Origin of the sequence: Burkholderia oklahomensis C6786 (assembly GCF_000959365.1) — a bacterium.
GTDB lineage: Bacteria > Pseudomonadota > Gammaproteobacteria > Burkholderiales > Burkholderiaceae > Burkholderia > Burkholderia oklahomensis.
This window is the reverse complement of the sequence record NZ_CP009555.1, coordinates 201,967-228,279: the sequence shown is the minus strand read 5'-3', so window position 1 is coordinate 228,279 and position 26,313 is coordinate 201,967. Positions and strand designations below refer to the sequence as shown.

Sequence of the window (26,313 nt, the reverse complement as noted above, 5' to 3'; positions counted from 1 at the left end):
GCCGCTTGCGTGCTTCGGCGCGCGGGGGCTTGTCGGCCGGCCAGGCCGCGCGACAAGCCCGGCGATGATCACTTCTCGTTCTGGTGCTGGCGCTTCGCGCTCGACTGGCGCTTCTTCGCACGCTTGACGTTGCCGCCCGCCGTCACGCGCTCGTTGCCGAGCACGCGCACCTGCTGCGGCTTCGGCCGGCGCGCCGGCTTGTCCGGCGACTGCTTGACCACCTTGACGACGCGCGGCGCGCGGCCCTTGGCGGCGCGGTCGTCGTCAGCTGCCTGCCGAGCGCCTGCGCGGGCGGCTTCGCGTGCGCTCGGCACGCCGCGGCGGCCGCGCTGCGGCGCCTCTTCAGCCTGCTCGGGCTTCCAGATCACGAGCAGCTTGCCGATGTGCTGGATCGGCGCGGCGCTCAGGCGGTCGCAGATTTCGTCGTAGATCGCGACGCGCTCGTCGCGCTCGTCGCCGAACACGCGGATCTTGATCAACTGGTGCGCGGCGAGGTGGACCTTGATCTCGGCGAGCACGGCGTCGGTGAGCCCTTCGGCGCCGATCAGCACGACGGGCTTGAGCGCATGGGCTTGGGAACGCAGCGCGGAGCGCTCGGCGGGGGAAAGCGAAAGGGCGGGCATCGGAATGAGGAATTCGAATCAAATTGAAGGCGGACCAACCGGGGCAAGCGGCGAAGCTTTTCCGCGGCGGCGCGCCGAAACCACGTAAAATCGCGGCTTGGGCCCGTCGGGGCCGAAAGCCGCGCCAATAAGAGCCGTATTATCCGCCAAAAGCGCGGCTTCACGAAGCAATCGGCAGCAATCTCTCCATCGCATGGCAAAGAACCGCTTTAACCAATCCTGGTTGCATGACCACATCAACGACCCGTACGTCAAAATGGCGCAGCGGGAGGGCTATCGCGCGCGCGCGGCGTACAAGCTGAAGGAAATCGACGAGCAGGACAAGCTGATCCGTCCGGGCCAGGTGATCGTCGATCTGGGCGCGGCGCCGGGGAGCTGGAGCCAGTACGCGCGCAACAAGCTCGCGCAGGGCAAGCGGCGCGACACGGTGCGCGAGGGCGGCATCGACGGGACGATCATCGCGCTCGACATGCTGCCGATGGAGCCCATCGCCGACGTCCATTTCATCCAGGGCGACTTCCGCGAGGACGACGTGCTGGGCCAATTGGAGGAATTGCTCGCCGGACGCCCGGTCGACCTTGTAATTTCCGACATGGCACCCAACCTGTCCGGCGTGGCGGTCGCGGATGCGGCGCGCATCGAGCATGTTTGCGATCTGGCGCTCGAATTTGCGCAAAATCATCTGAAACCGGATGGCGCCCTTTTAGTGAAGTGCTTTCACGGCAGCGGCTACAGCCAGATTGTCGAGAAATTCAAACACCAATTTAAAATGGTGGCGCCGCGCAAGCCAAAAGCTTCCCGCGACAAATCGTCCGAAACATTTATTTTGGGTCGGCATCTGAAGCAACCCCGCTGAAGTGGCATGGCGCGGCAGGATGCGCCGGAGCCCTTGCCAGTCGTGCCGCGCGCCTATCGGCGCGGTAGCGAATCATTATGGCGAGGGGCTGCGGACTGGATTAGAATGCCTGAGGGGCGCCGCAAGGCAAATGTAGGCGCTCGTCTATGAGTGAAGGAGTGGTGCTTTGAACAACAATATGTTTTCGAAGGCAGCAGTGTGGCTCGTGATCGCACTGGTGCTGTTTACGGTGTTCAAGCAGTTCGACAAGCCCCGCGTCCAGGAAGGCGTCTCCTATTCGCAGTTCATGGATGACGCGAAGAACGGCAAGGTCAAGAACGTCGTCGTGCAGGGGCGCAACCTCACCGTCACTCCCGCAGATGGTCAGAAATATCAGATCGTGTCGCCGGGCGACATCTGGATGGTCGGCGATCTGATGAAGTACGGCGTGCAGGTCAGCGGCAAGGCCGACGACGAGCCGAACGCGCTCGTCTCCGCGCTCTACTATCTCGGTCCCACGCTGCTCATCATCGTGTTCTGGTTCTACATGATGAGGCAGATGCAGGGGGGCGGTAAGGGCGGCGCGTTCTCGTTCGGCAAATCGCGCGCGCGGCTCATCGACGAGAACAACAATGCGGTCAACTTCTCCGACGTCGCCGGCTGCGACGAAGCGAAGGAGGAAGTGTCCGAGCTCGTCGACTTCCTGCGCGATCCGCAGAAATTCCAGAAGCTCGGCGGCCGCATTCCGCGCGGCGTGCTGCTCGTCGGGCCTCCCGGCACCGGTAAGACGCTGCTCGCGCGCGCCATCGCGGGCGAGGCGAAGGTGCCGTTCTTCAGCATCTCGGGTTCTGACTTCGTCGAAATGTTCGTCGGCGTCGGCGCGGCCCGGGTGCGCGACATGTTCGAGCAGGCGAAGAAGCACGCGCCCTGCATCGTGTTCATCGACGAAATCGACGCGGTCGGCCGTCATCGCGGCGCCGGCATGGGCGGCGGCAACGACGAGCGCGAGCAGACGCTCAACCAGATGCTCGTCGAGATGGACGGCTTCGAGGCGAATTCCGGCGTGATCGTGATCGCCGCGACGAACCGCTCCGACGTGCTCGACAAGGCGCTGTTGCGTCCGGGCCGTTTCGACCGCCAGGTCTACGTCGGCCTGCCGGACATTCGCGGCCGGGAGCAGATCATGCGCGTGCACCTGCGCAAGGTGCCGATCGCGAACGACGTCGACGCGGCGGTCATCGCGCGCGGCACGCCGGGCTTCTCGGGCGCCGATCTCGCGAACCTCGTCAACGAGGCCGCGCTCTTCGCGGCGCGGCGCGGCAAGCGGATCGTCGAAATGCAGGATTTCGAAGACGCGAAGGACAAGATTTTCATGGGGCCGGAGCGCAAGTCGGCCGTGATCCGCGAAGAAGCGAAGCGCGCGACCGCTTACCACGAGTCGGGCCACGCGGTGATCGCGAAGCTGCTGCCGAAGGCCGATCCGGTCCACAAGGTCACGATCATCCCGCGCGGCCGCGCGCTCGGCGTGACGTGGCAGCTGCCGGAGCACGACAACGAAACGTACTCGAAGGATTACCTGCTCGATCGCCTCGCAATCCTGTTCGGCGGCCGGGTGGCGGAAGAGCTGTTCCTGAACCTGATCAGCACGGGTGCGTCGGACGACTTCAACAAGGCGACGCAGACCGCGCGCGCGATGGTTGCCCGCTTCGGGATGACCGACGCGCTCGGACCGATGGTCTACGTCGACGACGAGAACGACGCGAGCCCGTTCGGCCGCGGCTTCACGCGCACGATCTCGGAGGCGACGCAGCAGAAGGTCGATGCGGAAATCCGCCACGTGCTGGACGAGCAGTACAACCTTGCGCGCCGTCTGCTCGAAGAAAACCGCGACAAGGTCGAGGCGATGACGGCCGCGCTGATGGAGTGGGAGACGATCGACGCCGATCAGATCAACGACATCATGGAAGGACGTCCGCCGCGCTCGCCGAAGAGCGCGCCGCCGGCGAGCGATTCGCCGTCGGGCGGTTCGTCGGGCGCCGAAGTCAAGCCGGGCAACGCCACCGCGCCGGCATAAACGAATCAGGCTTTCGTTCACGGGCTGGTGTGGTTGTCACACCGGCCCGTTTTGCATTCTTGTCTGACGCTTTTCCATCGCGTTCGATCCGACGCTCCGCTCGTGCCCAATCCCGATTCCGCTTTTTTCATTCCCGAACCGCTGCAATGCGGACGTTTCACGCTGACCTTCGAGCGGCCGCTCGTGATGGGCATTCTCAACGTCACCCCCGACTCGTTCTCCGACGGCGGCCGCTACGTCGCCCGTGACGCCGCACTCGCGCAGGCGGAACGGATGGTCGCCGAAGGCGCCGACATCATCGACATCGGCGGCGAGTCGACGCGCCCCGGCGCGCCGCCCGTGCCGCTCGACGAGGAGCTCGGGCGCGTGATTCCGCTCGTCGAGGCGCTGCGCGGCATGAACGTCCCGCTGTCGATCGACACGTACAAGCCGGCCGTGATGCGCGCGTCGCTCGCGGCGGGCGCCGATCTGATCAACGACATCTGGGGCTTGCGCCAGCCGGGCGCGATCGAAGCCGTGCGCGACAGCGCGTGCGGCCTTTGCGTGATGCACATGCTGGGCGAGCCGCAGACGATGCAGGTGCATGAGCCCGACTATCGAGACGTCGTCGCCGACGTGCGCGCGTTTCTCGCCGAAAGAGCCGATGCGCTCGTGCAGGCAGGCGTCGATTCTCGGCGTATCAGCGTCGATCCGGGGTTCGGTTTCGGCAAGTCGGTGATAGAACACAACTATGCGCTGCTCGCACATTTGCCGGAGACGGCGCCGGTCCGGCCCGACGGGCGCGCGTATCCGATTCTTGCCGGCATGTCGCGCAAGTCGATGCTGGGCGCGCTGATCGGCAAGCCGGCGCCCGAGCGCGTTGCGGCGAGCGTTGCCGCGGCGGTCTGCGCGGCCGAGCGGGGCGCGGCGATCGTGCGCGTGCACGACGTCGCGGCGACCGTCGATGCAGTGAAAGTATGGAGCGCCGTGCGCGATGCCGCGCGGTTAGCATAAGTCGAAACAAGGAGGAAGGTTCTACATGGGACGTCGTTATTTCGGCACGGATGGCATTCGCGGAAAGGTCGGCGAGGCGCCGATCACGCCCGATTTCGTGTTGCGGCTCGGCTACGCGGCGGGCAAGGTGCTCGCGAGCGCACCGAGGCGCGCTGCGTCGGGCGCGCGCCCGACCGTGCTGATCGGCAAGGACACGCGGGTATCCGGCTACATGCTCGAAGCCGCGCTCGAGGCGGGCTTTTCGGCGGCGGGCGTCGACGTGATGCTGGCCGGCCCGATGCCGACGCCGGGCGTCGCGTATCTGACGCGCGCGCTGCGGCTGTCGGCGGGCGTCGTGATCAGCGCGTCACACAACCCGTATCACGACAACGGCATCAAGTTCTTCTCGGCGGACGGCAACAAACTGCCGGACGAGATCGAGGCGGAGATCGAAGCACGGCTCGACAAGCCGCTCGACTGCGCACCGTCGGACGGGCTCGGCAAGGCGCGGCGCCTCGACGACGCGGCCGGCCGCTATATCGAGTTCTGCAAGAGCACGTTCCCGGCCGCGTTCGACCTGCGCGGGATGAAGCTCGTCGTCGATTGCGCGCACGGCGCCGCGTACCAGGTCGCGCCGCACGTGTTTCATGAGCTCGGGGCGGACGTGATTCCGATCGGCGTCTCGCCGAACGGCTTCAACATCAACGACGGCGTCGGCGCGACGGCGCCCGATGCGCTGATGCGCGCGGTGCGGGCGAATCACGCGGATCTCGGCATCGCGCTCGATGGCGATGCGGATCGTCTGCTCGTCGTCGATCATACCGGCCGGCTGTACAACGGCGATGAGTTGCTGTACGTGCTCGTCAAGGATCGTGTCGCAACTGACGGTCGAGTCGAGGGGGCGGTGGGGACGCTGATGACGAATCTCGCCGTCGAAGTCGCGCTGAAAGACATGGGCGTGCAGTTCGTGCGGGCGGCGGTCGGTGATCGCTACGTGCTCGAGCAGCTGCGCGAGCGCGGCTGGCAGCTGGGCGCCGAGGGCTCGGGTCATATCCTGTCGCTCGATCGGCATTCGACGGGCGACGGGATCGTGTCGGCGCTCCTCGTGCTCGCAGCGCTGAAGCGTAGCGGCAGGACTCTCGCGCAGATGCTCGAGGGCGTCACGCTGTTCCCGCAGAAACTGATCAACGTCCGGATGAAGCCGGGCGCCGACTGGAAGGGCAGCGACGCGATCCGGCGCGCGATCGATTCCGCCGAGCAGGCGCTCGCGGGCAGCGGCCGGGTGCTGATCCGCGCGTCGGGCACGGAGCCCGTGCTCCGGGTGATGGTCGAGGCGCGGCTTGCCGCGGACGCGAATCGCCACGCGGAGGCGATCGCCGACGCGGTCAAGCAGGCGACGGCGTAAGCGCGCAGCGCTTGCGGCCGAAGCCGACTCAGCCGACTCAGCCGACTCAGCCGACTCAGCCGACTCAGCCGACTCAGCCGACTCAGCCGACTCAGCCGACTCAGCCGACTCAGCCGACTCAGCCGACTCAGCCGACTCAGCCGACTCAGCCGACTCAGCCGACTCAGCCGACTCAGCCGACTCAGCCGACTCAGCCGACTCAGCCGACTCAGCCGACTCAGCCGACTCAGCCGACTCAGCCGACTTGGGGTCGAAGCATCACGCGATTCCGACTGCTTTGTGCGGGGCTGCCGATCCTATCGGGGCGGCAGCCCCGCCGTGCTTTGGTGCGCCGCGCGAATGCGTCCGACTCAATATAAAGACCCAGGCGCACCGATCCTCCGATCCATCGATCCAACCTCCGACATCCCTTGCCAACGTCGGCCTTTTCCTTCGCGTGAATTTTTTACTACGCTCTACAGGCGGCATGGTCACGCCCGCCGACAGCCCCGACAAAGGGGCATTGCCGCCTTTCAATCGAGTCATGTTACTGTCACAGCAGGTTCATCGATTGTCACATTACTGTCATGAGCAGCCCCTAATCTTCGCGGTGCCGTAGTCATCCGCTCACACACTGGAGGTCTCATGAAATTGATGCAAACCGCGTTCGCCGGTCTCGCCGGCGCGCTTTTCGCGGTCGCCGCACACGCCGCTGACATCACCGGCGCGGGCAGCACCTTCGCGATGCCGATTTACACGAAATGGGCAGCCGACTATCAGCAGTCGGGCGGCGCGAAGGTCAACTATCAAGGTATCGGCTCGTCGGGCGGCCTGAAGCAGATCATCGCGAAGACGGTCGATTTCGCCGGCTCGGATGCGCCGCTGAAGGACGACGAACTCACGAAGGAAGGCCTCTTCCAGTTCCCGACGGTGGTGGGCGGCGTCGTGCCCGTCATCAACGTGCCGGGCGTGAAGGCGGGCGAGATCGTGCTGTCCGGGGCGGTCCTCGGCGACATCTATCTCGGCAAGATCAAGAAATGGAACGATCCGGCGATCGCGGCGCTGAACCCGAAGGTCAAGCTGCCGGACACGGACATCGCAGTGGTTCGTCGCGCGGACGGCTCGGGCACGAGCTTCATCTGGACGAACTACCTGTCGAAGGTCAACGAAGAGTGGAAGTCGAAGGTCGGCGAAGGCACGACCGTCAACTGGCCGACGGGCACGGGCGGCAAGGGCAACGACGGCGTCGCGGCATTCGTGCAGCGCCTGCCGGGCGCGATCGGCTACGTCGAGTGGGCGTACGCGAAGAAGAACAAGATGGTCTACACGGACCTGAAGAACTCGACGGGCAACGTCGTCGAGCCGAAGACCGAGACGTTCAAGGCGGCTGCCGCCGGCGCGAACTGGTCGAAGTCGTTCTACCAGATCCTGACGAACCAGCCGGGCAAGGAAGCGTGGCCGGTCGTCGGCGCGACGTTCGTGCTGCTGCACGTGAAGCAGGACAAGCCGGCGCAGGGCTCGGAAACGCTGAAGTTCTTCGACTGGGCGTTCAAGAACGGCGCGAAGGCCGCCGACGATCTGGATTACATCTCGCTGCCGGCGTCGGTCGAGACGGAAATCCGCAAGCAGTGGAAGGTGAAGGTGACGGACGCGGCCGGCAAGCCGGTCGCCGAGTAAGCTTGGCGGCAACGTCATAGCGGTTCGCCGCCCGGCTGCAAGGCCGGGCGGCGTGTGCAGTACCGGCGGGAGGCGCGTGCCGTCCGCCACTGAAAAACAGGCTCCCATGTCTGACATTCCTCTCGCGTCGACCCGGTCCGGCGGCCAGCCGCAGCAGCGCGCGCCGAGCCGGTACGGCGACCTCGTGTTCGGCGGCCTCACGCGTCTTGCAGCAATCGTGACGCTACTCCTCCTCGGTGGCATCATCGTGTCGCTCCTCGTCGCGTCGATGCCGACCATCGAAAAATTCGGACTCGCGTTCCTGTGGCATTCCGAATGGGATCCCAACTCCGATTCGTACGGCGCGCTCGTGCCGATCTACGGGACCGTCGTCACGTCGATCATCGCGCTCGTCATCGCGGTGCCCGTGAGCTTCGGCATCGCGCTCTTTCTCACCGAGCTCTCGCCCGTCTGGCTGCGCCGGCCGCTCGGCATCGCGATCGAGCTGCTCGCCGCGATCCCGTCGATCGTCTACGGGATGTGGGGACTGCTCGTGTTCGCCCCGATTTTCGCGACCTATTTCCAGAAGCCCATCGGCGCGCTGCTGGGACCGATTCCGGTCATCGGCGCGCTGTTCCAGGGGCCGCCGATCGGCATCGGCATCCTGTCCGCGGGCGTGATTCTCGCGATCATGATCATTCCGTACATCGCGTCGGTGATGCGCGACGTGTTCGAGGTGACGCCCGTGCTGCTGAAGGAGTCCGCGTACGGGATCGGCTGCACGACCTGGGAAGTGATGTGGAAGATCGTGCTGCCGTATACGAAGACGGGCGTGATCGGCGGCGTGATGCTCGGCCTTGGCCGCGCGCTCGGCGAAACGATGGCGGTGACCTTCGTGATCGGCAATACGAACCTGCTCGACAACGTGTCGCTGTATTCGCCCGGCAACAGCATCACGTCGGCGCTCGCCAACGAGTTCGCGGAAGCGGCGCCGGGCTTGCATACGTCCGCGCTGATGGAGCTCGGTCTCATCCTGTTCGTCATCACGTTCGTCGTGCTCGCGATCTCGAAGCTGATGCTGCTGCGCCTCGAACGCGGGGAGGGCCGTAAATGAGCTCGCCCATCCTCAACATGCCGGGCCCCGACGGCGCCGTGCTCGACGCGATGCGCGCGCGCCTGCAGCGCCGTCGCAAGGCGATCAACGTGATCGCGCTGACCGCGTCGCTCGCCGCGATGGCGTTCGGCCTGCTCTGGCTCGTCTGGATTCTCTACACGACGCTGCATCTCGGGCTCGGCGGGCTGTCGCTCACGCTCTTCACCGAGTCGACGCCGCCGCCGAACACGGCGGGCGGCGGCCTCGCGAACGCGATCGTCGGCAGCGTGCTGCTCATCGCGCTCGCGACGTTCGTCGGCACGCCGATCGGCATCCTCGCGGGCGTCTATCTCGCCGAGTACGGCCAGAAGAGCTGGCTCGCGAGCGTGATGCGCTTCATCAACGACATCCTGCTGTCGGCGCCGTCGATCGTGATCGGTCTGTTCGTCTACGCGCTCGTGGTCGCGAAGGTCGGCCACTTCAGCGGCTGGGCCGGCGTGATTTCGCTCGCGCTCCTGCAGATTCCGATCGTGATCCGCACGACGGAGAACATGCTGAAGCTCGTGCCGAACGCGCTGCGCGAGGCCGCGTTCGCGCTCGGCACGCCGAAGTGGCGGATGATCCTGAAGATCACGCTGCGCGCATCGGTGGGCGGGATCGTCACGGGCGTGCTGCTCGCGGTCGCGCGGATCGCCGGCGAAACCGCGCCGCTTCTCTTCACCGCGCTGTCGAACCAGTTCTTCTCGGTCGACATGAACCAGCCGGTGGCGAACCTGCCCGTCACGATTTTCAAGTTCGCGATGAGCCCGTTCGCCGAATGGCAGTCGCTCGCATGGGCGGGCGTGTTCCTGATTACGCTCGGGGTGCTGGGACTCAACATCCTCGCGCGCTCGGTCTTCTCGAAAAAGTAACGGCGGAGCAATCCGATGAACATGGCAGAAAGCCACCTCGATCCTTCTCATCGCGCCGCGGCGCCGGCCGGCATCGGCACGGCGACGGGGCAGCGTCCGCTCGCGCCGCTGAACCCGAAGATCGAAGTCAAGGACCTGAACTTCTTCTACAGCAAGTTCCACGCGCTGAAGAACATCAACCTGCGCATTCCCGAGGGCAAGGTGACGGCGTTCATCGGCCCGTCGGGCTGCGGCAAGTCGACGCTGCTGCGCACGTTCAACAAGATGTACGCGCTCTATCCGGAGCAGCGCGCCGAAGGCGAGATCCTGATGGACGGCGAGAACCTGCTTCAGTCGAAGCTCGACATCTCGCTGCTGCGCGCGCGGATCGGCATGGTGTTCCAGAAGCCGACGCCGTTCCCGATGTCGATCTACGACAACATCGCGTTCGGCGTGAAGATGTTCGAGCGGCTCACGCGCTCGGAGATGGACGACCGCGTCGAATGGGCGCTCACGAAGGCGGCGCTCTGGAACGAGGTGAAGGACAAGCTGAGCCAGAGCGGCTACGGCCTGTCGGGCGGCCAGCAGCAGCGGCTTTGCATCGCGCGCGGGATCGCGATCCGGCCCGAAGTGCTGCTCCTCGACGAGCCGTGCTCGGCGCTCGATCCGATCTCGACGGGCCGCATCGAGGAACTGATCGCGGAGCTCAAGAGCGACTACACGGTCGTGATCGTCACGCACAACATGCAGCAGGCGGCGCGCTGCTCGGACTACACCGCGTACATGTATCTCGGTGAGCTGATCGAGTTCGGTGAAACGGAAAAGATCTTCATCAAGCCGACGCGCAAGGAAACGGAAGACTACATCACGGGCCGCTTCGGCTAACGGGATGACGGAGAGCAACAATGTCGGATAAACATCTGTCGAGCCAGTTCGACGCCGATCTCAACGCGGTGTCGTCGAAGGTGCTCGAAATGGGCGGCCTCGTCGAGGCGCAGATCACCGAGGCGATGCACGCGCTCAACGAATTCGACCGCGAAGCGGCCGAGCGCGTGATCGAAGCGGAAGATCGCCTCAATCACATGGAAGTCGAGATCGACGAAGAGTGCGGCAACATCATCGCGCGCCGGCAGCCGGCCGCGCGCGACCTGCGCCTGCTGATGTCGATCTCGAAGACGATCACGAACCTCGAGCGCGCGGGCGACGAGGCCGAGAAGATCGCGAAGCGCGTGCGCCGTCTCGTCGACGAGCCCGCCGCGCGCGCCGTGAACATCGCCGAGATCAAGGTGTCGGGCGAGATGGCCGTGACGATCCTGCGCCGCGCGCTCGACGCGTTCGCGCGTCTCGACACGGTGTCGGCCGCGCAGATCGTCAAGGACGACAAGGAGATCGACCAGGAATTCCGCGCGTTCGTGCGCAAGCTCGTGTCGTACATGCAGGAAGATCCGCGGACGATCTCGGTCGGCCTCGATTATCTGTTCATCGCGAAGGCGATCGAGCGGATCGGCGACCACGCGAAGAACATCGCCGAATTCATCATCTACATCGTGAAGGGCACCGACGTGCGGCACCAGCCGCGCGACACGCTCGATCGCGAAGCCAATAGTTAACTCTGACGTCAAGGACGGACCGAGGTGCCGATGCCCAGCAACATTCTCGTCATCGAAGATGAGCCCGCGATTTCCGAATTGATTTCGGTGAACCTCCAGCATGCGGGACATTGCCCGATTCGCGCTTACAACGCGGAACAGGCGCAGAGCCTGATCAGCGACGTGCTGCCCGATCTCGTGCTGCTCGACTGGATGCTGCCGGGCAAGTCCGGCATCGCGTTCGCGCGCGATCTGCGCAACAACGAGCGGACGAAGCACATCCCGATCATCATGCTGACCGCGCGCGGCGACGAGCAGGACAAGGTGCTCGGCCTCGAGATCGGCGCGGACGACTACGTGACGAAGCCGTTCTCTCCGAAGGAGCTGATGGCGCGGATCAAGGCGGTGCTGCGCCGTCGCGCGCCGCAGCTCACCGAGGACGTCGTGTCGATCAACGGGCTTCGGCTCGACCCGGCGACGCATCGCGTCGCGGCGCACGCGGAAGGCAGCGAGATCAAGCTCGATCTCGGCCCGACGGAGTTCCGCCTGCTGCATTTCTTCATGACCCATCCGGAGCGCGTCCACAGCCGCACGCAGCTGCTCGACCAGGTGTGGGGCGACCACGTGTTCGTCGAGGAGCGCACGGTCGACGTGCATATCAAGCGGCTGCGCGCCGCGCTCAAGCCCGCCGGCTGCGATGCTATGATCGAAACCGTTCGCGGCAGCGGCTATCGCCTCGCGAAGCACGCTTGACGGCTCGCGGCGCGAGGGGTGCGCGCCGCGCCGGACTCATCGTTTTCATCTTTCGTCGGGCGCCGAATCATGAACATCATCTGGGCGCGCTTCATCGTGTCGCTCGTTTTGCTCGCGCTCGTCAGCGTGGCGATCGGCGCGTTCGCAGGCCCCGTGCCGGGTCTCGCGTTCGCGCTCGTGATGCTCGTCGCGCAGGGCTTCTTCAGCACCTTCCACACGCAGCGCCTCTGGCGCCTGCTCGACGCGCCCGTCTACGGCGAGGTGCCGAGCGCGCCCGGCATCTGGGGCGAGATCTACTACCGGCTGCACAAGCTCGCGAAGCAGTGGCACGCGCAGGTGCGCCAGGTCGAGCAGCAGCATTCGCGCTTCATCCAGGCGATCCAGGCGTCGCCGAACGGCGTCGCGATGCTCGACGACCGCGATCAGATCGAGTGGTGCAACGAGATCGCCGAAGTGCATTTCGGGCTCGACGCGAAGCGCGACCTGCGCCAGCACGTCACGCATCTCGTCCGTCATCCGGACTTCGTCCGCTACCTGAACGGCCAGCACTACGACGAGACGCTCGTGATGCGCGGCATGGGCGGCAACCGGCAGAACGTGCTCGCCGTGCAGGTGTTTCCGTACGGCGAGAACCGCAAGCTGCTGCTCACGCAGGACATCACGGAGCTCGAGCGCACCGACGCGATGCGGCGCGACTTCGTCGCCAACGTGTCGCACGAGCTGAAGACGCCGCTCACCGTGCTGTCGGGCTTTCTCGAGACGATGCGCGAGCTGCCGCTATCCGAAGACGAGCGCGCGCGCTATCTCGAGCTGATGGAGCAGCAGGCGTTGCGGATGCGCTCGATCGTCACCGACCTGCTCGTGCTCGCGAAGCTCGAAGGCGAGAGCAAGCCGCCCGCCGATCGCGCGGTCGACATGCGCACGGTGCTCGAACATCTGAAGGAGGATGCGCAGACGCTGTCGAACGGGCATCACGAGATCACGTTCAAGATCGACGAGACGCTCGCGGTGACGGGCGCGCAGACCGAGATCTTCAGCGCGCTCGGCAATCTCGTGACGAATGCGATCCGCTATACGCCGGAGGGCGGGAAGATTCGCGTCGAATGGCGCCGCGACGGCGCACAGGCGGTGTTCTCGGTCACGGACAGCGGGCTCGGGATTCCGGCCGCCGATCTGCCGAGGCTCACCGAACGCTTCTACCGCGTCGACCGCAGCCGCTCGCGCGACACGGGCGGCACGGGGCTCGGGCTCGCGATCGTCAAGCACGTGCTGCAACGGCACGATGCGCAACTGACGGTCCAGAGCGAGGAAGGGCGCGGCAGCATGTTCGCCGCGCGCTTTCCCGCGCACCGGACGATCAGCCGGCGGCACGCGGCGTGATGCACGGCGCGGCGCGCTCGATGAGTGCGCCGCGACCGAGGGCGTCGCTTCGTTTCTTCCCGGTTCAGTCGAGAATGGGGCGGCGGCGAGCCGGCGTCGCGGATCGAAGGGCGGCCGCCGCCGGCCGCGCGCCGCCGTTTAAGCGGCGCGCGCCATCGTCCGTCACGAGCAGAATTTCGCGAGGAGCCCGAGCTGCGCGTTGCGCGGCGCCTTGCCCGCACGGCGGCGGCGATAGTGGCCGTCGCTCTGCATGAGCCACGCGGATTGATTGTCGCCGAGGAACACCGACAGCCCTTCGGCGATCACGCGGCGCTTGAGCTTGCGGTCGCGAATCGGGAACGCGACTTCGACGCGGCGGAACAGATTGCGGTCCATCCAGTCGGCGCTCGACAGATAGACGAGCTCCTCGCCGTCGGCATGGAAGTAGTAGATCCGGTGATGCTCGAGAAAGCGCCCGATGATCGAGCGCACCGTGATGTTGTCCGACAGTCCCGGCACGCCGGGCTGCAGCGCGCACACGCCGCGCACGATCAGATCGACCTTCACGCCCGCCTGCGACGCTTCGTAGAGCTCCGCGATCACGGTCGGCTCGAGGAGCGCGTTCATCTTCGCGACGATCCGCGCCCGCTTGCCGGCGCGCGCGTTCTCGGTTTCCGCGCGGATGTGCTCGATGAGCTGAGGATGCAGCGTGAACGGCGACTGCCACATCTCGTGCAGCTTCAGCTCGCCGCCGATCCCCGTCAACTGCTGGAACACGTGGTGCACGTCTTCGCAGAGCGTCGGCTCGGCCGTCATCAGGCCGAAGTCGGTATAGAGGCGCGCGGTGCGCGGATGATAGTTGCCGGTGCCGAGATGCACGTAGCGGCGCAGCATCGACTTGCCGTTGTGCGTCACGCGCCGCACGATCAGCATCATCTTCGCGTGGCACTTGTGGCCGACGACGCCGTACACGACGTGCGCGCCGACCGCCTCGAGCTGCGACGCCCAGTTGATGTTCGTTTCTTCGTCGAAGCGCGCGAGCAGCTCGACGACGACCGTCACTTCCTTGCCGTTGCGCGCGGCTTCCATCAGCGCGTCCATCAGCGGCGAATCGGTGCCCGTCCGATAGATCGTCTGCTTGATCGCGACGACGCTCGGATCCTGCGCCGCCTGCAGCAGCAGCTCGAGCACCGGCTGGAAGCTCTCGTACGGGTGGTGCAGCAGGATGTCGCCGTGGTCGATCGCGTCGAACATCGACGGCGCGTTCGCGATCGCGGACGGAATCGACGGCGCGAACGGCGTGAACTTCAGCTCCGGCAGGTCGACGAGGTCCGGCAGTTGCATCAGCCGCACGAGATTGACGGGGCCGTCGACGCGATAGCAGTCCTTCTCGGTCAGGCCGCTTTCGTCGAGCAGGCGCTGCACGAGATGCGGCGGCGTGTCCGCCGACACCTCGAGGCGCACCGCGTTGCCGAGATGGCGCGCGGGCAGCTCGCCCTGCAGCGCGACGCGCAGGTTCGTGATTTCGTCTTCGTCGACGAAGAGCTCGCTGTTGCGCGTGATCCGAAACTGATTGCAGCTCTTGACGACGAGCTTCGGAAACAGCTCGCCGACGAAGCGCTGCATCAGCGAGCTCAGCAGCACGAAGCCGTGCTGGAAGCCCGACAGCTCCTGCGGCATCCGCACGAGGCGCGGCAGCGCGCGCGGCGCCTGCACGATGCCCATCACCGCCTGGCGGCCGAACGCGTCGCGGCCTTCGAGCTCGATCACGAAGTTCAGGCTCTTGTTGAGCACGCGCGGGAACGGGTGCGCGGGGTCGAGGCCGATCGGCGTGAGGACGGGCAGCAATTCGTCGACGAAGTAGCGGCGCGCCCATTCGATCTGCGCGTCGCTCCACGTCTCGGTGCCGTGAAAATAGATGCCTTCCTGTTCGAGCGCGGGCAGGATCGTTTCGTGCAGCATCGCGTACTGCCGGTGCACGAGCCGCTGCGCGCGCTCGACGACGAGGCCGTACACGTGCTGCAGCGACATCCCGTCCGGCGCGAGCGCCCCGGGGTTGTCCCGCATCTGCTCCTGGAGCCCGGCCATCCGGACTTCGAAGAATTCGTCGAGATTGCTGCTCGTGATGCAGATGAAGCGCAGGCGTTCGAGGGGAGGGACGTGCGGATCGGCGGCTTGGGCGAGCACGCGCTCGTTGAAGCCCAGGATGCCGAGTTCACGATTCAGAAGCGGGTAGCGGAGGGACATCGGCAGAGAATACGGAAAGTCAGGCGCAGACTCGAAAGGTCGCTCGGAAATTCTCACGGTGCGATGACGTGGTGATGACGGTTTGATGTTGGTCGCCAAATCATACGCTCGAAAATCGGGGATTTCATAAAAGTGCCCTCTAGATACAATGAAAGTGTGTGACACCCGGCCGTCGCCGACACCGGAAGCCGCGCAGCGCTTAAAATGGCGCCTTTGATCTTTTCGGTACGCGCGGCGCGCCTGCGCGCCCAGGCGAGAACGGAGCCCCCTCGATGGTTACATCCCCGCATTTACTGGCTGCCGTCGATCTCGGCTCGAACAGCTTCCGGCTCATCGTCGGGCGCGTCGAGGAGACGCCCGCCGGCAGCCAGATCTATCCCGTCGACGCGCTGCGCGAGCCCGTGCGGCTCGCCGCCGGCCTCTCCCGCGACAAGATGCTCGACCGCGCGTCGCAGGAGCGCGGCTGGGAGGCGCTCAAGCGCTTCGGCGAGCGGCTGCGCGATTTTCATCCCGATCACGTGCGCGCGGTGGCGACCAACACGCTGCGTGTCGCGAAGAATGCCGGCGAATTTCTCGCCGAGGCCGAGGCGGCGCTCGGTTTCCCGATCGAAGTGATCGCGGGCCGCGAGGAGGCGCGCCTCATCTACGCGGGCGCCGCGCACTCGGTGCCGGCGAGCGCCGGCAAGCGGCTCGTCGTCGACATCGGCGGCGGCTCGACCGAGTTCATCATCGGCCAGCATTACACGCCGCTCGTGATGGAAAGCCTCTATATCGGCTGCGTGAGCCACAGCCGCGCGTTTTTCCCCGCCGGCAACGTCGACGAATACACGATGCGGCAGGCCGAGCTCGCGGCGAAGCGCGAGATCCAGATCATCTCCGGCGATTACAAGAAGGCGGGATGGGATCAGGCGATCGGCTCGTCCGGCACCGCGCGCGCGCTCGCGGAACTCGTCGAGGCGAACGGATTCAACGACGCGGGCGTGTCGCACGGCATCTCGCGCGGCGGCCTCGAGCGCCTGAAGCGCGCGATCATCAAGGCCGAGAACGTGAACCGCCTGAAGCTCGTCGCGCTGAAGCCCGACCGCGTGCCGGTGCTGGCAGGCGGGCTGTCGATCATGCTCGCGGTGTTCGAGGAGCTCGGCATCGACTACGTCGACACGACGGACGGCGCGCTGCGCCTCGGCGTGCTGTACGACCTGCTCGGCCGGACCCAGCACGAGGACATGCGCGCGGTGACGGTCGACGGCTTCATGCGGCGCTACGGCGTCGATCGCGCACAGGCGGCGCGCATCGGCGCGCTCGCCGCGCGCTTCTACGATCAGCTCGACGAGCCCGAAGGCGAGGATCGCGAGGAAAGCCGCACCTTCCTCGGCTGGGCGGCCGCGCTGCATGAGATCGGGCTGTCGATTTCGCACAGCGCGTACCACAAGCATTCGGCGTACATCGCGAGCAACGCCGACATGCCGGGCTTCTCGCGCACCGACCAGGCGCGCCTCGCGGCGCTCGTGCTCGGCCACGTGGGCAAGCTCGGCAAGCTGTCGCAGTCGCGCGACGTCGAATGGCCGCTGTTGTTCTGCCTGCGTCTCGCCGCGCTGCTGTGCCGGCGCCGGAACGACGCCGGCCTGCCCGATATCGACGTCGCGCAGATGAAAAAAGGCGGCTACGAAGTGCACCTGCCGAGCGCGTGGGTTCAGCAGAATCCGCTTACCGACTACAGCCTCAGCCAGGAGGCGGCCGAGTGGGAGAAGGTCGGGATTCCGTATCGCGTCGTCTATACGGATGCGTGAATCGGCTGCGGCCGTACGCCGCGCTTGAAGGGGCGACGCGCAGTCAGCCGTCGCGCGGCCGGTGTTTCGAGGTATCGGAGCGGAAGGTCGCGCTCCGGAGGGCGAGCCGGTGCGCGCGCGGTGCGCGAGTCACACGGGCCTGGCTGGAGCGGGCGCCGTCGCCGCTGCGTCGGCTCACCGCGGCGCGTCAGTGGCGCGCTTACGGCGACGTGCAGACGATCGCCGTCAGAAACGGAAATGCATCCTTGACGACCGCGTGGCTGCCCGCTTCGCGCACCTTCGCTTCCACCGCGCTCTTCGATCCCCGGACGACGACGCCGTACGCCCAGTCGCCGATCGGCTCGCCGTCGCCGCGCGTGAAGATCGGATCGTTCGCCTGATAGCCGAGCACGACGTAGACCGAAAAACCGTACGCGGTCAGCGAGCGGTTCGTGCGGAACGCATTCATCGAGTTCGCTTCGACGTGCATCGGCTGCGAGCGGATCGCGTCGCTCGCGACGAGCGGCGCGACGAACGCATGGCCTGTCGACGAGCAGTCGAGCGCGGCGTCGAGCGCTTGCGCGTCGGCGTGCGCGGGCGATGCGCTTGCGAGCGTCGCGATCGGGATCAGGAGTCGGGTGATGAGGCGGAGTGAATCGTTCATGCAATGGCGCACGCCGGATGGGCGGCGGGTTGTCGACGGCCCAACGCGGGCCGATTGGTCGGAGTCGGGCGGGAAAGGTGCGCGGCGTCGAGGTCGCAGTCCTTTCGATCGGCTTTCTTCTTTCGAACCTTACGGATCGGGCGCGGGTTGCCGGTGCGGGCTCGCCGGCGCCGTTCGCCCGATGATAGCGAAAACGTTCGGCACGCGCAGTCGGATTGGCGCGCGCTCGCGTTCGCGTTCGCGTACGACAGCGCGAAGCGGCAATTGATCGGGATCCCGATTGGGCCGGGCCTGACGGGGCGCGACGAAGCCCTGCCGGAGTTCGTCACGCTCTTCATGCTGGCGGGCATGCTGGTGCTCCTGATTTCCGCGTCGTTTCCGGCGGCGAGCGCGTTCCTGCATTTTCGGGTGCCCGATCCGGCTGCATTGTCGAGCGTGAGCGATTTCGTGCGGCTGCGGGACGGAACGCTGCACGCCTTCGACCCCGCGGCGCGGCAGGGCACGGTGTCGATGCCGTCGTTCCACACGGTACTCGGCGTGCCGTTCGCGTATGCACTGCGGCGCGTGAGCGTCGTCGCGCCGCTCGCGCTGTTGTTCAACGGCTGGATGGTCGCGCCGACGCCGACGCAGGGCGGGCATGATCAGGTCGACGTGCTGTCCGGACTGCTCGTCGCATTCGCCGGGATCGTCGCGCTCCGATATATATGCGAGCGGCGAGAACCTCGGCGTCGACCGCGCAGGCGGCTTGCGGTCGCCGAGCCGCCGGCCGGTGGCGACATGGCACTCGCACGGCGCGACGCGCACGCATCCGGATCGAACGGCGATGCCTGAGCCGCACGCGGGCCGAGCGACTCCATTGCTTTTGCCGGATTCGCTTGCTATCACAGATGACAGCGGATGCTCGCATTTAGCGGCGTTCGCTCGCCGTCGACGAAGAACGACAAGGAGGATGCGGATATGGCCAGCCCGACTGCCCACAAGATCATGATCGTCCGGCACGCGGAGAAACCGGCTAGCGACGATGCGCCGTACGGCGTGAACGCGAAGGGCGAACAGGACGTCGAAGCGCTCACCGTGTTCGGCTGGCAACGCGCGGGCGCGCTCGCGGTGTTGTTCGCGCCGAGCCGCGGTCCGCTGCAGAGCGCCGGGCTCGCGACGCCCGATTGCCTGTTCGCGGCGGCGGTCGCGAAGCATGCGAAGAGCGAGCGGCCGATCGACACGATCACGCCGCTCGCGCACAAGCTCGGACTCGCGATCTGCGACACTTATACGAAAGGACAGGAAAAGGAACTGGCGGAGGCGGCCGTCGCGAGCAAGGGGAGCGTGCTGATCGCGTGGCAGCACGAGGACATTCCGGCGATCGCCGATGCGATTCCGCTCGGCAAGGACACGGTGCCGCAGAAATGGCCGGACGATCGCTTCGATCTCGTCTGGGTGTTCGATCTCGATGCGGCGAGCGGGAAGTATCGGTTCAATCAGGTGCCGCAGCTTTTGTTGAAGGGCGATCGGAATAGCGTGATCGAATGATCGGCGGCATGGGCCTGGCGTGGCGTTTCGTTTCGTTTTCGATTGAACGAATCGCGGCGTCGCGCTTCGTTTTGCGTGGATGCGGACCACGCCGGCGGGGGCGGGAGGGCTTGCTCACGATGCCGCGGTTCGAGATTGTGACGACGCGCGTCGGTCGCGCGTGCGCCAGGAATCCCTGGATTCCGGCGATCCCCACGGATAAGGCAGCGTGTCGTTGGAGAAAATGAGAATTGAGGCTAGCCAACATTCTGGCCCGTTGGCGCCAATCAATGTTGGGGACGAGAATCCAGAAACGGAAAAAAGGGGCTACGGCGATCAACCGTAACCCCTTGAATTCCTTGGTCGGAGCGATAGGATTCGAACCTACGACCCTCTGATCCCAAATCAGATGCGCTACCAGGCTGCGCTACGCTCCGAAGAATCGATGATTGTATCGCCCCTATTCAAGCCGGGTCAATCTCCGCGTGCAATGGCGGACGCATGCATGCAGACTGCGCAAGAATGGCGGGGCGCCGCGGCATCGCGCCCGCCATGCCGCGACGCCGCGACGCCGCGGCATGCCGGCTTCAATCCATTCTGGAGACGTCCTTGTGATGAACCTGATTCTCTGGCGGCATGCCGAAGCCGAAGACTACGCGAGCAACGATCTCGCGCGCCAGTTGACCGCGCGTGGCCGCAAGGACGCGCAGGCCGTCGCGAAATGGCTGCGCGCGCGCATCGAGCGCCACGCGACAGTGCTCGCGAGCCCGGCCACGCGCACCGTGCAGACGGCCGAGGCGCTGACCGACCACTACCGAACTGCGGACGAGCTCGCGCCCGGCTGCGACGTCGGCGACGTGCTCGCCGCGGCCGGCTGGCCGGATGGAATTGCATCGACGGTCGTCATCGTCGGGCATCAGCCGACGCTCGGCTGCGTCGCCGCGTACCTGCTCGCCGGCTCGGACGAGAGCTGGAGCCTCAAGAAGGGCGGCCTGCTGTGGCTTTCGAGTCGCGCGCGCGAAGGCAACGGGCAGACTGTGCTACGCGCGGCCATCTCGCCCGATCTAGTCTGATTGGCCGCAATCAAACGCTATTTCTTCCTTTCTGCTAAAGTCAAATCGGCGACACGTCACCGAATGGACACCGTTTTGCCACGCAAGCGTCACGGCCGGTTACTACATTGGCGGGCATGTCGTCTCCTTCCTTACGACCAGGAAAGCCTAATGCGAGAACTGCCGACGCCCACGCTCCCATTTGCCTCGCTACCCCTTGACCTGCCGCGCCGCCGTCTGCCGCGCGCGTCCGAAACGGTCACCGCTGAGTTCCGCCTGCGCGCCGCCTGGGCGCGTACCGAAGACGAGCTGCGCGAAGCGCAGCGTCTGCGCCACAGCGTGTTCGCCGAGGAAATGGGCGCGCACGTGAGCGGCCCGGCGGGCCTCGACGTCGATTCGTTCGATCCGTACTGCGATCACCTGCTCGTGCGCGATCTCGACACGCTGAAGGTCGTCGGCACCTATCGCGTGCTGCCGCCGCATCAGGCCGCGCGTGTCGGCCGCCTGTACGCGGAGGGCGAGTTCGACCTGTCGCGTCTCACGCACCTGCGCTCGAAGATGGTCGAAGTCGGCCGCTCGTGCGTGCATCGCGACTATCGCAGCGGCGCCGTCATCATGGCGCTCTGGGGCGGCCTGGGCACATACATGCTGCAAAACGGCTACGAGACGATGCTCGGTTGCGCGAGCGTGTCGATGGCCGACGGCGGCCACTACGCGGCGAATCTCTATCAGTCGCTCGGCGACGCGCTGACGGCGCCCGAGTACCGCGCGTTCCCGCACACGCCGCTGCCCGTCGACGAACTGCAGACCGGCGTGAAGGTCGCGCCGCCGCCGCTCATCAAGGGTTATCTGCGGCTCGGCGCGAAGATCTGCGGCGCACCCGCATGGGATCCGGACTTCAATTGCGCGGACTTCCTGACGCTGTTCCGCCTGTCGGACATCAATGCCCGCTACGCGCGTCACTTCCTGAACGACCCGCTGCCGCGCTGACGCTGCCCGGCCTGATGCGAACGACGGCACGGCGAATGTATCGTCGTGCCGTTGCTTTATCGGCGGTCGTTCAGGGCGGCGAAACGATGGACGGAGTCGTGTTGCGGTGCCGCCGCGTACGCGCGCGATGCGCTGCGATCACGCGCATTCCGGCGCGCAAACAGCGCCTCTCCTGCCCGTCGCGAGCGGGCATCAGGTGATTTCGAACTGGCACCGTCCGCGCGCTATGTCAGCGCGCCGCACGCATCCACGTGTGGCGTCGCGTTCGTCGTGCATAGGGCGGTGGAAGAGAGGCGGCAGGGCGGTCAGTGCTTGCGCCGCCAGTCGAGCAGGTGATGCTCAGCCATCCAATGATGGATCATGCCTTCGCCGTTGTGCGAGCGCTTGTATTCGCGCGACTCGTACACCGACAAGCTGACGAGCACCAGCAGCCCGATACCCAGGCCGATCAGGCCCGCAATCGATTCGGCATCCATGGCAGCCCTCCTTTCACACCGGCATAGCGCCACGTCTACATAGTAGGACATGCCGGCGCGGACGCGAAGCCGCGCGTCGGCGTCATCGCGCGCCAGTTTCCAGTAGACTCGCCGGGCGCGATCCGGCAGAAACGGGGGCGCTATCGTTCATTCACTCCGAGGAAATTCATGACCCGCATCGTCATCGCCGCGCTCGTGGCGGCCGTGCTCGCCGGCTGCGCAAGCGATCCCCGGCAGGGCCGCCGCGGCACGCCGCCGCAAGATCCGCCCGATTATCAAGGTGTGCCGACCGACATGACGCCGCCGTCGATGCTCGGCGCGCCCGGCGCAGGCGGGGAGGCTGCGCCGCCCGCGAAGCAGCCGCAATAAGCGCCGTGCGCCGCGGCTGGCGGAGCGTACGCGGTGTGCCTGCGCGCGCGAGGCGGGCGACGGTGCGGCTTCCCCGATGGGCAGCGCCGAGCCGCACGAAACAGGCCGTCTGACGATACATTCACGTTGCCAAGGCCGCCATCGGCAACCAACGTGTCTCGGCCAAGCCCCGCGCCGCGGGCGACGCGAAAAACGCGTTAGCCTGCGGTGCGCGCGATCGACGGCGCATGGCCCGCGACGGCTCGCTCGAGCCCGGGCAGATGGCGTGCGAGCGTCGCGCCGCGCGCCGCCATGAACACGAGCAGCGCGACCCAGAGCCCGTGATTGCCGAATGGGCCGACAAGCGCGAACGTCGCCGCGACAAACAGCGCGAACGATGCCGCCATCGCACGCATCAGCGCTCGCGTATGCGTCGCGCCGATGAACACGCCGTCGAGCATGAAACCCCAGACTGAGACCACCGGCGACAGCGCGGCCCACGGCAGGTAGCGTTCGGCGACGCTGCGAATCGACGGCTGATCGGTGAGCTGCGCAACGATCCAACTGCCCGCGCCCCAATAGACGAGTGCGAAGCCCAGCGCGCCGATGCCTGCCCAGAAGAATGTCGTGCGCAGCGCTTGCCGGAACGCGCCGCGGTTGCGCGCGCCCGCCGCCGCGCCGACGAGCGCCTCGGCGGCGTGCGCGAAGCCGTCGAGCGCGTATGCCATGAAGGTCTGGAAATTGAGGAGGAGCGCGTTCGCGGCGAGCGTCGCGTCGCCTTGCCGCGCGCCGAGATGCGCGAACCAGCCGAACGCCGACAGCAGGCACAGCGTGCGCAGGAATATGTCGCGATTGAGCGCAACGAGGCGCGCAAGCGCCGCGCGATCGAAGAGCTCGACGCGACTGATCTTCGGCAGGCCGCGCGGGTTCAGCCAGCGAAGCAGCAGCGCGCTCAGCGCGAAGCCCGCGATATCCGCCGTCGCGGTCGCGGCGCCGATGCCCGCGACGCCCCCATCGAAGCGATACACGTAGAGCAGCACCGCGCCGATGTTGACGACGTTGATGAACACCTGGATCGCGAGCGCGACGCGCACGCGCTGCACGCCGAGCAGATAACCGAGCACGACGTAGTTCGCGAGCGCGAACGGCGCGGCCCAGATGCGCGCGTGCGCGTAGTCGAGCGCAGTCGCGCGCACCGCGTCGCTGCCGCCGAGCGCGGCGAACGCGAGGCCCATGAGCGGCGTCTGCAGCGCGAGCACCGCCGCGCCGAGCGCGAACGCGAGCAGCAGCGCGCGCAGCACGTTGATGCGGATGCCGGCGAGATCGTTCGCGCCGAACGCCTGCGCGACGAGCCCCGTCGTACCCATCCGCAGGAAGCCGAAGCCCCAGTACACGAAGTTGAAGAAGAGGCCGCCGAGCGCGACGCCGCCGAGATACTGCGGGCCGTCGATATGGCCGGCGACGGCCGTGTCGACCGCGCCGAGAATCGGCTGAGTGAGATTCGCGGCGATGATCGGCAGCGCGAGGCCGAGCACGCGGCGGTGCCAGCTCGCGGCGGAGCGCGGCTCGGGGTCTTCGTCGGAGTGCGCGGAAGCGGAGGAGGCGGACATCGCGGCGTTACGTGCGTTCCTGCACGCACACCCACGGCGATACGACGACCGCCCACAGCTCCGGATTGCGCGTCGCGTAATCGTGCGCGGTTCCGGCCTGCATCCGTTCGACGTGGCCCGCGGACAGCCAGCGTGTGACCTGATCCTTGTCGTCGCCGGCGATCGCTTCGGCGACGCTCACGAGATCGAGATCGCGCGCGACCGACAACAGTTTGCCTTGCGCGAAGAAGCGCTCGAGATCGCACCAGTCGATCTTGGCGGTTTCGCCGAGAAGCTTCAGGTAGAGCGGGCTGTGCTGCGCGTCGGGGGAGGGGGTATTCGAAGACATGGAGTGAGGCGACTGAACTACGGTGAGCGCCACTATAAACCATTCGCGCGGCCGGCGAGACTCGGCCGTTCGGACGAGTTTCGCAGCAGGCGGCGGCATGGGAGGATAAGGGCGTACACGTGCCGGCGGATCTGCTCGAGCGGGATGCGTTGGCGCTATCGCGTTGCTTTTGCAGCAGATGCGATGATCGTCGCCCGCTTGGCGGGGCAGGGCTCGACATGCGGCGCTTGCGCCGCACGCGTTTCGAACATCGGACGCGTACGCATCACGCATCACGCAGTGCATGGCGAATGATCTTGCCCGTCGCGGTCATCGGCAGGCGATCGACGAATGCGACCGCACGCGGATATTCGTGCGCGGCGAGCCGGGTCTTCACGTGCTCCTGCAACTCGCGTGCAAGCGCGTCGCTCGCTGCGTAGCCGGCGTTCAGCACGACGAACGCCTTGACGATCTCGGTGCGGGTCGTGTCCGGCACGCCGACGACGGCCGCCATCCGTACCGCCGGGTGCTTGAGCAGGCAGTCCTCGATCGGGCCCGGACCGATCCGATAGCCGGCGCTCGTGATCACATCGTCGTTGCGGCCGACGAAGCGGATGAAGCCGTCGGCATCGGCGACGCCGACGTCGCCCGTCAGCAGATAGTCGCCGGCGAACTTCTCGCGCGTTGCATCGGGCTTGTGCCAATACCCGATGAACATCACCGGATCGGGTGCGCGCACGCCGATGTTGCCCTCGATGCCGGGCGGCAGCGCGTTGCCTGCATCGTCGACGATCGCGACGCGATGTCCGGGCGCCGCCTTGCCGATCGTGCCCGCCCGCGGCTCGAACAGCGCGCTGCACGATGACAGCACGACGTTGCATTCGGTCTGTCCATAGAACTCGTTGATCGTCACGCCGAATGCGTCACGCCCCCATGCGACCAGTTCGGCGCCGAGCGACTCGCCGCCGCTCGCGACCGATTCGATTGCGAGCGCGTAGCGATCGCGCGGCTCGGCGACGGCCGCGCGCATCAGCTTCAGCGCGGTCGGCGGCAGGAACGTGTGCGTCACGCCGTGCCGCGCGAGCAGCTCGAATGCGGCCACGCCGTCGAACTTCTCGAAGCGGCGCGCGAGCACCGGCACGCCGTGATGCAGCGATGGCAGCAGCACGTCGAGAAGGCCGCCGATCCATGCCCAGTCGGCGGGCGTCCAGGAGAGGCGCGCACGCGCCGGAAACAGGTTTTGCGACATCTCGACGCCGGGAAGATGACCGAGCAGCACCCGGTGCGCGTGCAGCGCGCCCTTCGGCTTGCCCGTCGTGCCGGACGTGTAGATGATGAGCGCCGGATCGTCGGCCGACGTGTCTGCGGGTTCGAACTTGTCCGATTCGGCCGCGAGCGCCGCATCGAACGCGAGCACGCCGGGCTCGGCGAGATCGGGTGCGCCGTCGACGCAGTAGATCGTCGCGAGCGACGGCAGCGACGCGTGCAGCGGCGCGATCTTCTCGTAGCCGGCGCGATCGGTGACGAGCGCGACCGCGCCGCTGTCGCCGAGGCGGAATTCGAGCGCATCCGCGCCGAACAGCGTGAAAAGAGGCACCGCGACCGCGCCGAGCTTATACGCGGCCAGATGCGCGATCGCCGTTTCCGGGCCTTGCGCGAGCAGGATGCCGATCCGGTCGCCGCGCTTCGCGCCTGCGCGCGCGAAGCTGTTCGCGAGTCGATTAGAGGCGCTTCTCAACTGGTCGAATGTGCAGCGCGCGATGACGCCGTCCGCGTGCTCGTGAATCAGCGCGACGCGGCCGCTGCCGTCAGCCCATTTGTCGCATGCGTCGACACCGATGTTGTAGCGCGCCGGAACGCGCCATTCGAAGCGGTCGACGAGCTCGGCGTAACTGGCGGCGTGGGGCAGCATCGGGCGTCTCCGGTCGTTTTTCGCGTGGTGTTTCGACGCACAGTACACCGAATCGCCGCGCGTACGCGCGGCCGTTAGGGTCGATCCTAGAGGGCACGTTCATGCGCAAACGACAAATGCTGCGTATGATCGTTTCACCAACTATAGATACACGACCATGGACCTGTTTCTGATAGCTACGGGGCTCAGCGTGATAGGGATCGGCGT

23 protein-coding genes, 1 tRNA gene and 2 pseudogenes are annotated in these 26,313 nt (G+C 66.4%); 18 read left to right on the top strand and 8 right to left on the bottom strand.

Annotation, left to right across the window (positions count from 1 at the left end; translation table 11 throughout):
* Nucleotides 1-68: 68 nt before the first annotated feature.
* Complete coding sequence (locus tag BG90_RS01025) at nt 69-623, bottom strand: YhbY family RNA-binding protein (protein ID WP_010102835.1); 555 nt, start codon at nt 621-623, stop codon at nt 69-71.
* A gap of 193 nt (nt 624-816) precedes the next feature.
* Here BG90_RS01025 and BG90_RS01020 point away from each other — a divergent pair, with 193 nt between their 5' ends.
* The 11 genes from BG90_RS01020 to phoR all read left to right on the top strand — a co-directional run bounded on the left by BG90_RS01020 (nt 817) and on the right by phoR (nt 13,249).
* Nucleotides 817-1,479 (top strand): RlmE family RNA methyltransferase, encoded by a 663-nt coding sequence (locus BG90_RS01020; protein ID WP_010102837.1) that lies wholly within the window; start codon nt 817-819, stop codon nt 1,477-1,479.
* 166 nt (nt 1,480-1,645) lie between these two features.
* Nucleotides 1,646-3,532 (top strand): ATP-dependent zinc metalloprotease FtsH, encoded by a 1,887-nt coding sequence (gene ftsH / locus BG90_RS01015; RefSeq protein WP_010102839.1) that lies wholly within the window; start codon nt 1,646-1,648, stop codon nt 3,530-3,532.
* Nucleotides 3,533-3,718: 186 nt separating this feature from the next.
* Nucleotides 3,719-4,525, top strand: a complete 807-nt coding sequence (gene folP, locus BG90_RS01010) for a dihydropteroate synthase (RefSeq protein ID WP_374189768.1) — start codon at nt 3,719-3,721, stop codon at nt 4,523-4,525.
* A gap of 25 nt (nt 4,526-4,550) precedes the next feature.
* Nucleotides 4,551-5,909: a phosphoglucosamine mutase gene (gene glmM, locus BG90_RS01005; RefSeq protein ID WP_010102845.1), complete on the top strand. Its 1,359-nt coding sequence runs from the start codon at nt 4,551-4,553 to the stop codon at nt 5,907-5,909.
* A gap of 624 nt (nt 5,910-6,533) precedes the next feature.
* A complete protein-coding gene (gene pstS / locus BG90_RS01000; protein ID WP_010102847.1) occupies nt 6,534-7,565 on the top strand; it encodes a phosphate ABC transporter substrate-binding protein PstS in 1,032 nt (343 codons plus the stop codon).
* Between the two features lie 106 nt (nt 7,566-7,671).
* Nucleotides 7,672-8,658: a phosphate ABC transporter permease PstC gene (pstC, locus tag BG90_RS00995; RefSeq protein ID WP_010102849.1), complete on the top strand. Its 987-nt coding sequence runs from the start codon at nt 7,672-7,674 to the stop codon at nt 8,656-8,658.
* Entirely contained in the window at nt 8,655-9,548 is an 894-nt protein-coding gene (pstA, locus tag BG90_RS00990; protein WP_010102852.1) for a phosphate ABC transporter permease PstA, read from the top strand. The genes pstC and pstA overlap by 4 nt, the downstream gene beginning before the upstream one ends.
* 15 nt (nt 9,549-9,563) lie before the next feature.
* Nucleotides 9,564-10,412, top strand: a complete 849-nt coding sequence (gene pstB / locus BG90_RS00985; RefSeq protein ID WP_010102854.1) for a phosphate ABC transporter ATP-binding protein PstB — start codon at nt 9,564-9,566, stop codon at nt 10,410-10,412.
* 20 nt (nt 10,413-10,432) lie between these two features.
* Nucleotides 10,433-11,137, top strand: coding sequence for a phosphate signaling complex protein PhoU (phoU, locus tag BG90_RS00980; protein ID WP_010102855.1), 705 nt, complete (start codon nt 10,433-10,435; stop codon nt 11,135-11,137).
* 30 nt (nt 11,138-11,167) lie between these two features.
* Nucleotides 11,168-11,869: a phosphate regulon transcriptional regulator PhoB gene (gene phoB, locus BG90_RS00975; RefSeq protein WP_010102857.1), complete on the top strand. Its 702-nt coding sequence runs from the start codon at nt 11,168-11,170 to the stop codon at nt 11,867-11,869.
* Between the two features lie 69 nt (nt 11,870-11,938).
* Nucleotides 11,939-13,249: a phosphate regulon sensor histidine kinase PhoR gene (phoR, locus tag BG90_RS00970; protein WP_010121388.1), complete on the top strand. Its 1,311-nt coding sequence runs from the start codon at nt 11,939-11,941 to the stop codon at nt 13,247-13,249.
* A gap of 162 nt (nt 13,250-13,411) precedes the next feature.
* On the opposite strand, the gene ppk1 is transcribed toward phoR, so the two are convergent.
* Complete coding sequence (gene ppk1 / locus BG90_RS00965; protein WP_010102861.1) at nt 13,412-15,475, bottom strand: polyphosphate kinase 1; 2,064 nt, start codon at nt 15,473-15,475, stop codon at nt 13,412-13,414.
* 272 nt (nt 15,476-15,747) lie between these two features.
* Here ppk1 and ppx point away from each other — a divergent pair, with 272 nt between their 5' ends.
* Nucleotides 15,748-17,262 (top strand): exopolyphosphatase, encoded by a 1,515-nt coding sequence (gene ppx, locus BG90_RS00960; RefSeq protein ID WP_010102865.1) that lies wholly within the window; start codon nt 15,748-15,750, stop codon nt 17,260-17,262.
* Between the two features lie 199 nt (nt 17,263-17,461).
* On the opposite strand, the gene BG90_RS36360 is transcribed toward ppx, so the two are convergent.
* Nucleotides 17,462-17,905 (bottom strand): hypothetical protein, encoded by a 444-nt coding sequence (locus BG90_RS36360; RefSeq protein WP_010102867.1) that lies wholly within the window; start codon nt 17,903-17,905, stop codon nt 17,462-17,464.
* Between the two features lie 228 nt (nt 17,906-18,133).
* Here BG90_RS36360 and BG90_RS36355 point away from each other — a divergent pair.
* Nucleotides 18,134-18,736 (top strand): annotated as a pseudogene (locus BG90_RS36355) (phosphatase PAP2 family protein); the annotation flags it as partial.
* A 126-nt stretch (nt 18,737-18,862) separates the two neighbouring features.
* Nucleotides 18,863-19,432: a hypothetical protein gene (locus BG90_RS00945; protein ID WP_010121383.1), complete on the top strand. Its 570-nt coding sequence runs from the start codon at nt 18,863-18,865 to the stop codon at nt 19,430-19,432.
* Between the two features lie 339 nt (nt 19,433-19,771).
* On the opposite strand, the gene BG90_RS00940 is transcribed toward BG90_RS00945, so the two are convergent.
* A tRNA-Pro gene (locus tag BG90_RS00940) sits at nt 19,772-19,848 on the bottom strand.
* A gap of 177 nt (nt 19,849-20,025) precedes the next feature.
* Between BG90_RS00940 and sixA the strand changes: the two genes are divergently transcribed.
* Both sixA and BG90_RS00930 read left to right on the top strand, forming a co-directional pair.
* Complete coding sequence (gene sixA / locus BG90_RS00935) at nt 20,026-20,484, top strand: phosphohistidine phosphatase SixA (protein ID WP_025990462.1); 459 nt, start codon at nt 20,026-20,028, stop codon at nt 20,482-20,484.
* Between the two features lie 150 nt (nt 20,485-20,634).
* Nucleotides 20,635-21,453, top strand: coding sequence for a GNAT family N-acetyltransferase (locus tag BG90_RS00930; protein ID WP_025990461.1), 819 nt, complete (start codon nt 20,635-20,637; stop codon nt 21,451-21,453).
* A 305-nt stretch (nt 21,454-21,758) separates the two neighbouring features.
* Here the strand turns inward: BG90_RS00930 and BG90_RS36575 are convergent, their stop codons facing one another.
* Nucleotides 21,759-21,929: a hypothetical protein gene (locus tag BG90_RS36575; RefSeq protein WP_010102873.1), complete on the bottom strand. Its 171-nt coding sequence runs from the start codon at nt 21,927-21,929 to the stop codon at nt 21,759-21,761.
* A 168-nt stretch (nt 21,930-22,097) separates the two neighbouring features.
* Here BG90_RS36575 and BG90_RS00925 point away from each other — a divergent pair, with 168 nt between their 5' ends.
* Nucleotides 22,098-22,298 (top strand): hypothetical protein, encoded by a 201-nt coding sequence (locus BG90_RS00925; protein WP_010102875.1) that lies wholly within the window; start codon nt 22,098-22,100, stop codon nt 22,296-22,298.
* Between the two features lie 197 nt (nt 22,299-22,495).
* On the opposite strand, the gene BG90_RS00920 is transcribed toward BG90_RS00925, so the two are convergent.
* From BG90_RS00920 to BG90_RS00910, 3 genes are all read right to left on the bottom strand, one after another.
* Complete coding sequence (locus BG90_RS00920; protein WP_010121377.1) at nt 22,496-23,887, bottom strand: MATE family efflux transporter; 1,392 nt, start codon at nt 23,885-23,887, stop codon at nt 22,496-22,498.
* A 7-nt stretch (nt 23,888-23,894) separates the two neighbouring features.
* Complete coding sequence (locus BG90_RS00915; RefSeq protein WP_010121375.1) at nt 23,895-24,215, bottom strand: DUF2288 domain-containing protein; 321 nt, start codon at nt 24,213-24,215, stop codon at nt 23,895-23,897.
* A gap of 265 nt (nt 24,216-24,480) precedes the next feature.
* The gene (locus BG90_RS00910; protein WP_010121373.1) at nt 24,481-26,106 is read right to left on the bottom strand and encodes an acyl-CoA synthetase; all 1,626 of its coding nucleotides are present in this window, start codon (nt 26,104-26,106) and stop codon (nt 24,481-24,483) included.
* Between BG90_RS00910 and BG90_RS37105 the strand changes: the two are divergent.
* Nucleotides 26,095-26,195, top strand: a pseudogene (locus BG90_RS37105) (heavy metal-associated domain protein); the annotation flags it as partial. The gene BG90_RS00910 and the pseudogene BG90_RS37105 overlap by 12 nt on opposite strands.
* Nucleotides 26,196-26,313 lie beyond the last annotated feature (118 nt).

Coding starts and splice junctions, on each gene's coding strand:
- ppx (WP_010102865.1), top strand. CDS start 15,748: ATGGTTACATCCCCGCATTTACTGGCTGCCGTCGATCTCGGCTCGAAC.
- BG90_RS00920 (WP_010121377.1), bottom strand. CDS start 23,887: ATGTCCGCCTCCTCCGCTTCCGCGCACTCCGACGAAGACCCCGAGCCG.
- phoR (WP_010121388.1), top strand. CDS start 11,939: ATGAACATCATCTGGGCGCGCTTCATCGTGTCGCTCGTTTTGCTCGCG.
- phoB (WP_010102857.1), top strand. CDS start 11,168: ATGCCCAGCAACATTCTCGTCATCGAAGATGAGCCCGCGATTTCCGAA.
- BG90_RS00910 (WP_010121373.1), bottom strand. CDS start 26,106: ATGCTGCCCCACGCCGCCAGTTACGCCGAGCTCGTCGACCGCTTCGAA.
- phoU (WP_010102855.1), top strand. CDS start 10,433: ATGTCGGATAAACATCTGTCGAGCCAGTTCGACGCCGATCTCAACGCG.
- pstC (WP_010102849.1), top strand. CDS start 7,672: ATGTCTGACATTCCTCTCGCGTCGACCCGGTCCGGCGGCCAGCCGCAG.
- BG90_RS00925 (WP_010102875.1), top strand. CDS start 22,098: ATGACCCGCATCGTCATCGCCGCGCTCGTGGCGGCCGTGCTCGCCGGC.
- BG90_RS36360 (WP_010102867.1), bottom strand. CDS start 17,905: ATGAACGATTCACTCCGCCTCATCACCCGACTCCTGATCCCGATCGCG.
- pstS (WP_010102847.1), top strand. CDS start 6,534: ATGAAATTGATGCAAACCGCGTTCGCCGGTCTCGCCGGCGCGCTTTTC.
- BG90_RS00945 (WP_010121383.1), top strand. CDS start 18,863: ATGGCCAGCCCGACTGCCCACAAGATCATGATCGTCCGGCACGCGGAG.
- pstB (WP_010102854.1), top strand. CDS start 9,564: ATGAACATGGCAGAAAGCCACCTCGATCCTTCTCATCGCGCCGCGGCG.
- ppk1 (WP_010102861.1), bottom strand. CDS start 15,475: ATGTCCCTCCGCTACCCGCTTCTGAATCGTGAACTCGGCATCCTGGGC.
- BG90_RS00915 (WP_010121375.1), bottom strand. CDS start 24,215: ATGTCTTCGAATACCCCCTCCCCCGACGCGCAGCACAGCCCGCTCTAC.
- pstA (WP_010102852.1), top strand. CDS start 8,655: ATGAGCTCGCCCATCCTCAACATGCCGGGCCCCGACGGCGCCGTGCTC.
- sixA (WP_025990462.1), top strand. CDS start 20,026: ATGAACCTGATTCTCTGGCGGCATGCCGAAGCCGAAGACTACGCGAGC.
- BG90_RS01025 (WP_010102835.1), bottom strand. CDS start 623: ATGCCCGCCCTTTCGCTTTCCCCCGCCGAGCGCTCCGCGCTGCGTTCC.
- folP (WP_374189768.1), top strand. CDS start 3,719: ATGGGCATTCTCAACGTCACCCCCGACTCGTTCTCCGACGGCGGCCGC.
- BG90_RS01020 (WP_010102837.1), top strand. CDS start 817: ATGGCAAAGAACCGCTTTAACCAATCCTGGTTGCATGACCACATCAAC.
- BG90_RS00930 (WP_025990461.1), top strand. CDS start 20,635: ATGCGAGAACTGCCGACGCCCACGCTCCCATTTGCCTCGCTACCCCTT.
- glmM (WP_010102845.1), top strand. CDS start 4,551: ATGGGACGTCGTTATTTCGGCACGGATGGCATTCGCGGAAAGGTCGGC.
- BG90_RS36575 (WP_010102873.1), bottom strand. CDS start 21,929: ATGGATGCCGAATCGATTGCGGGCCTGATCGGCCTGGGTATCGGGCTG.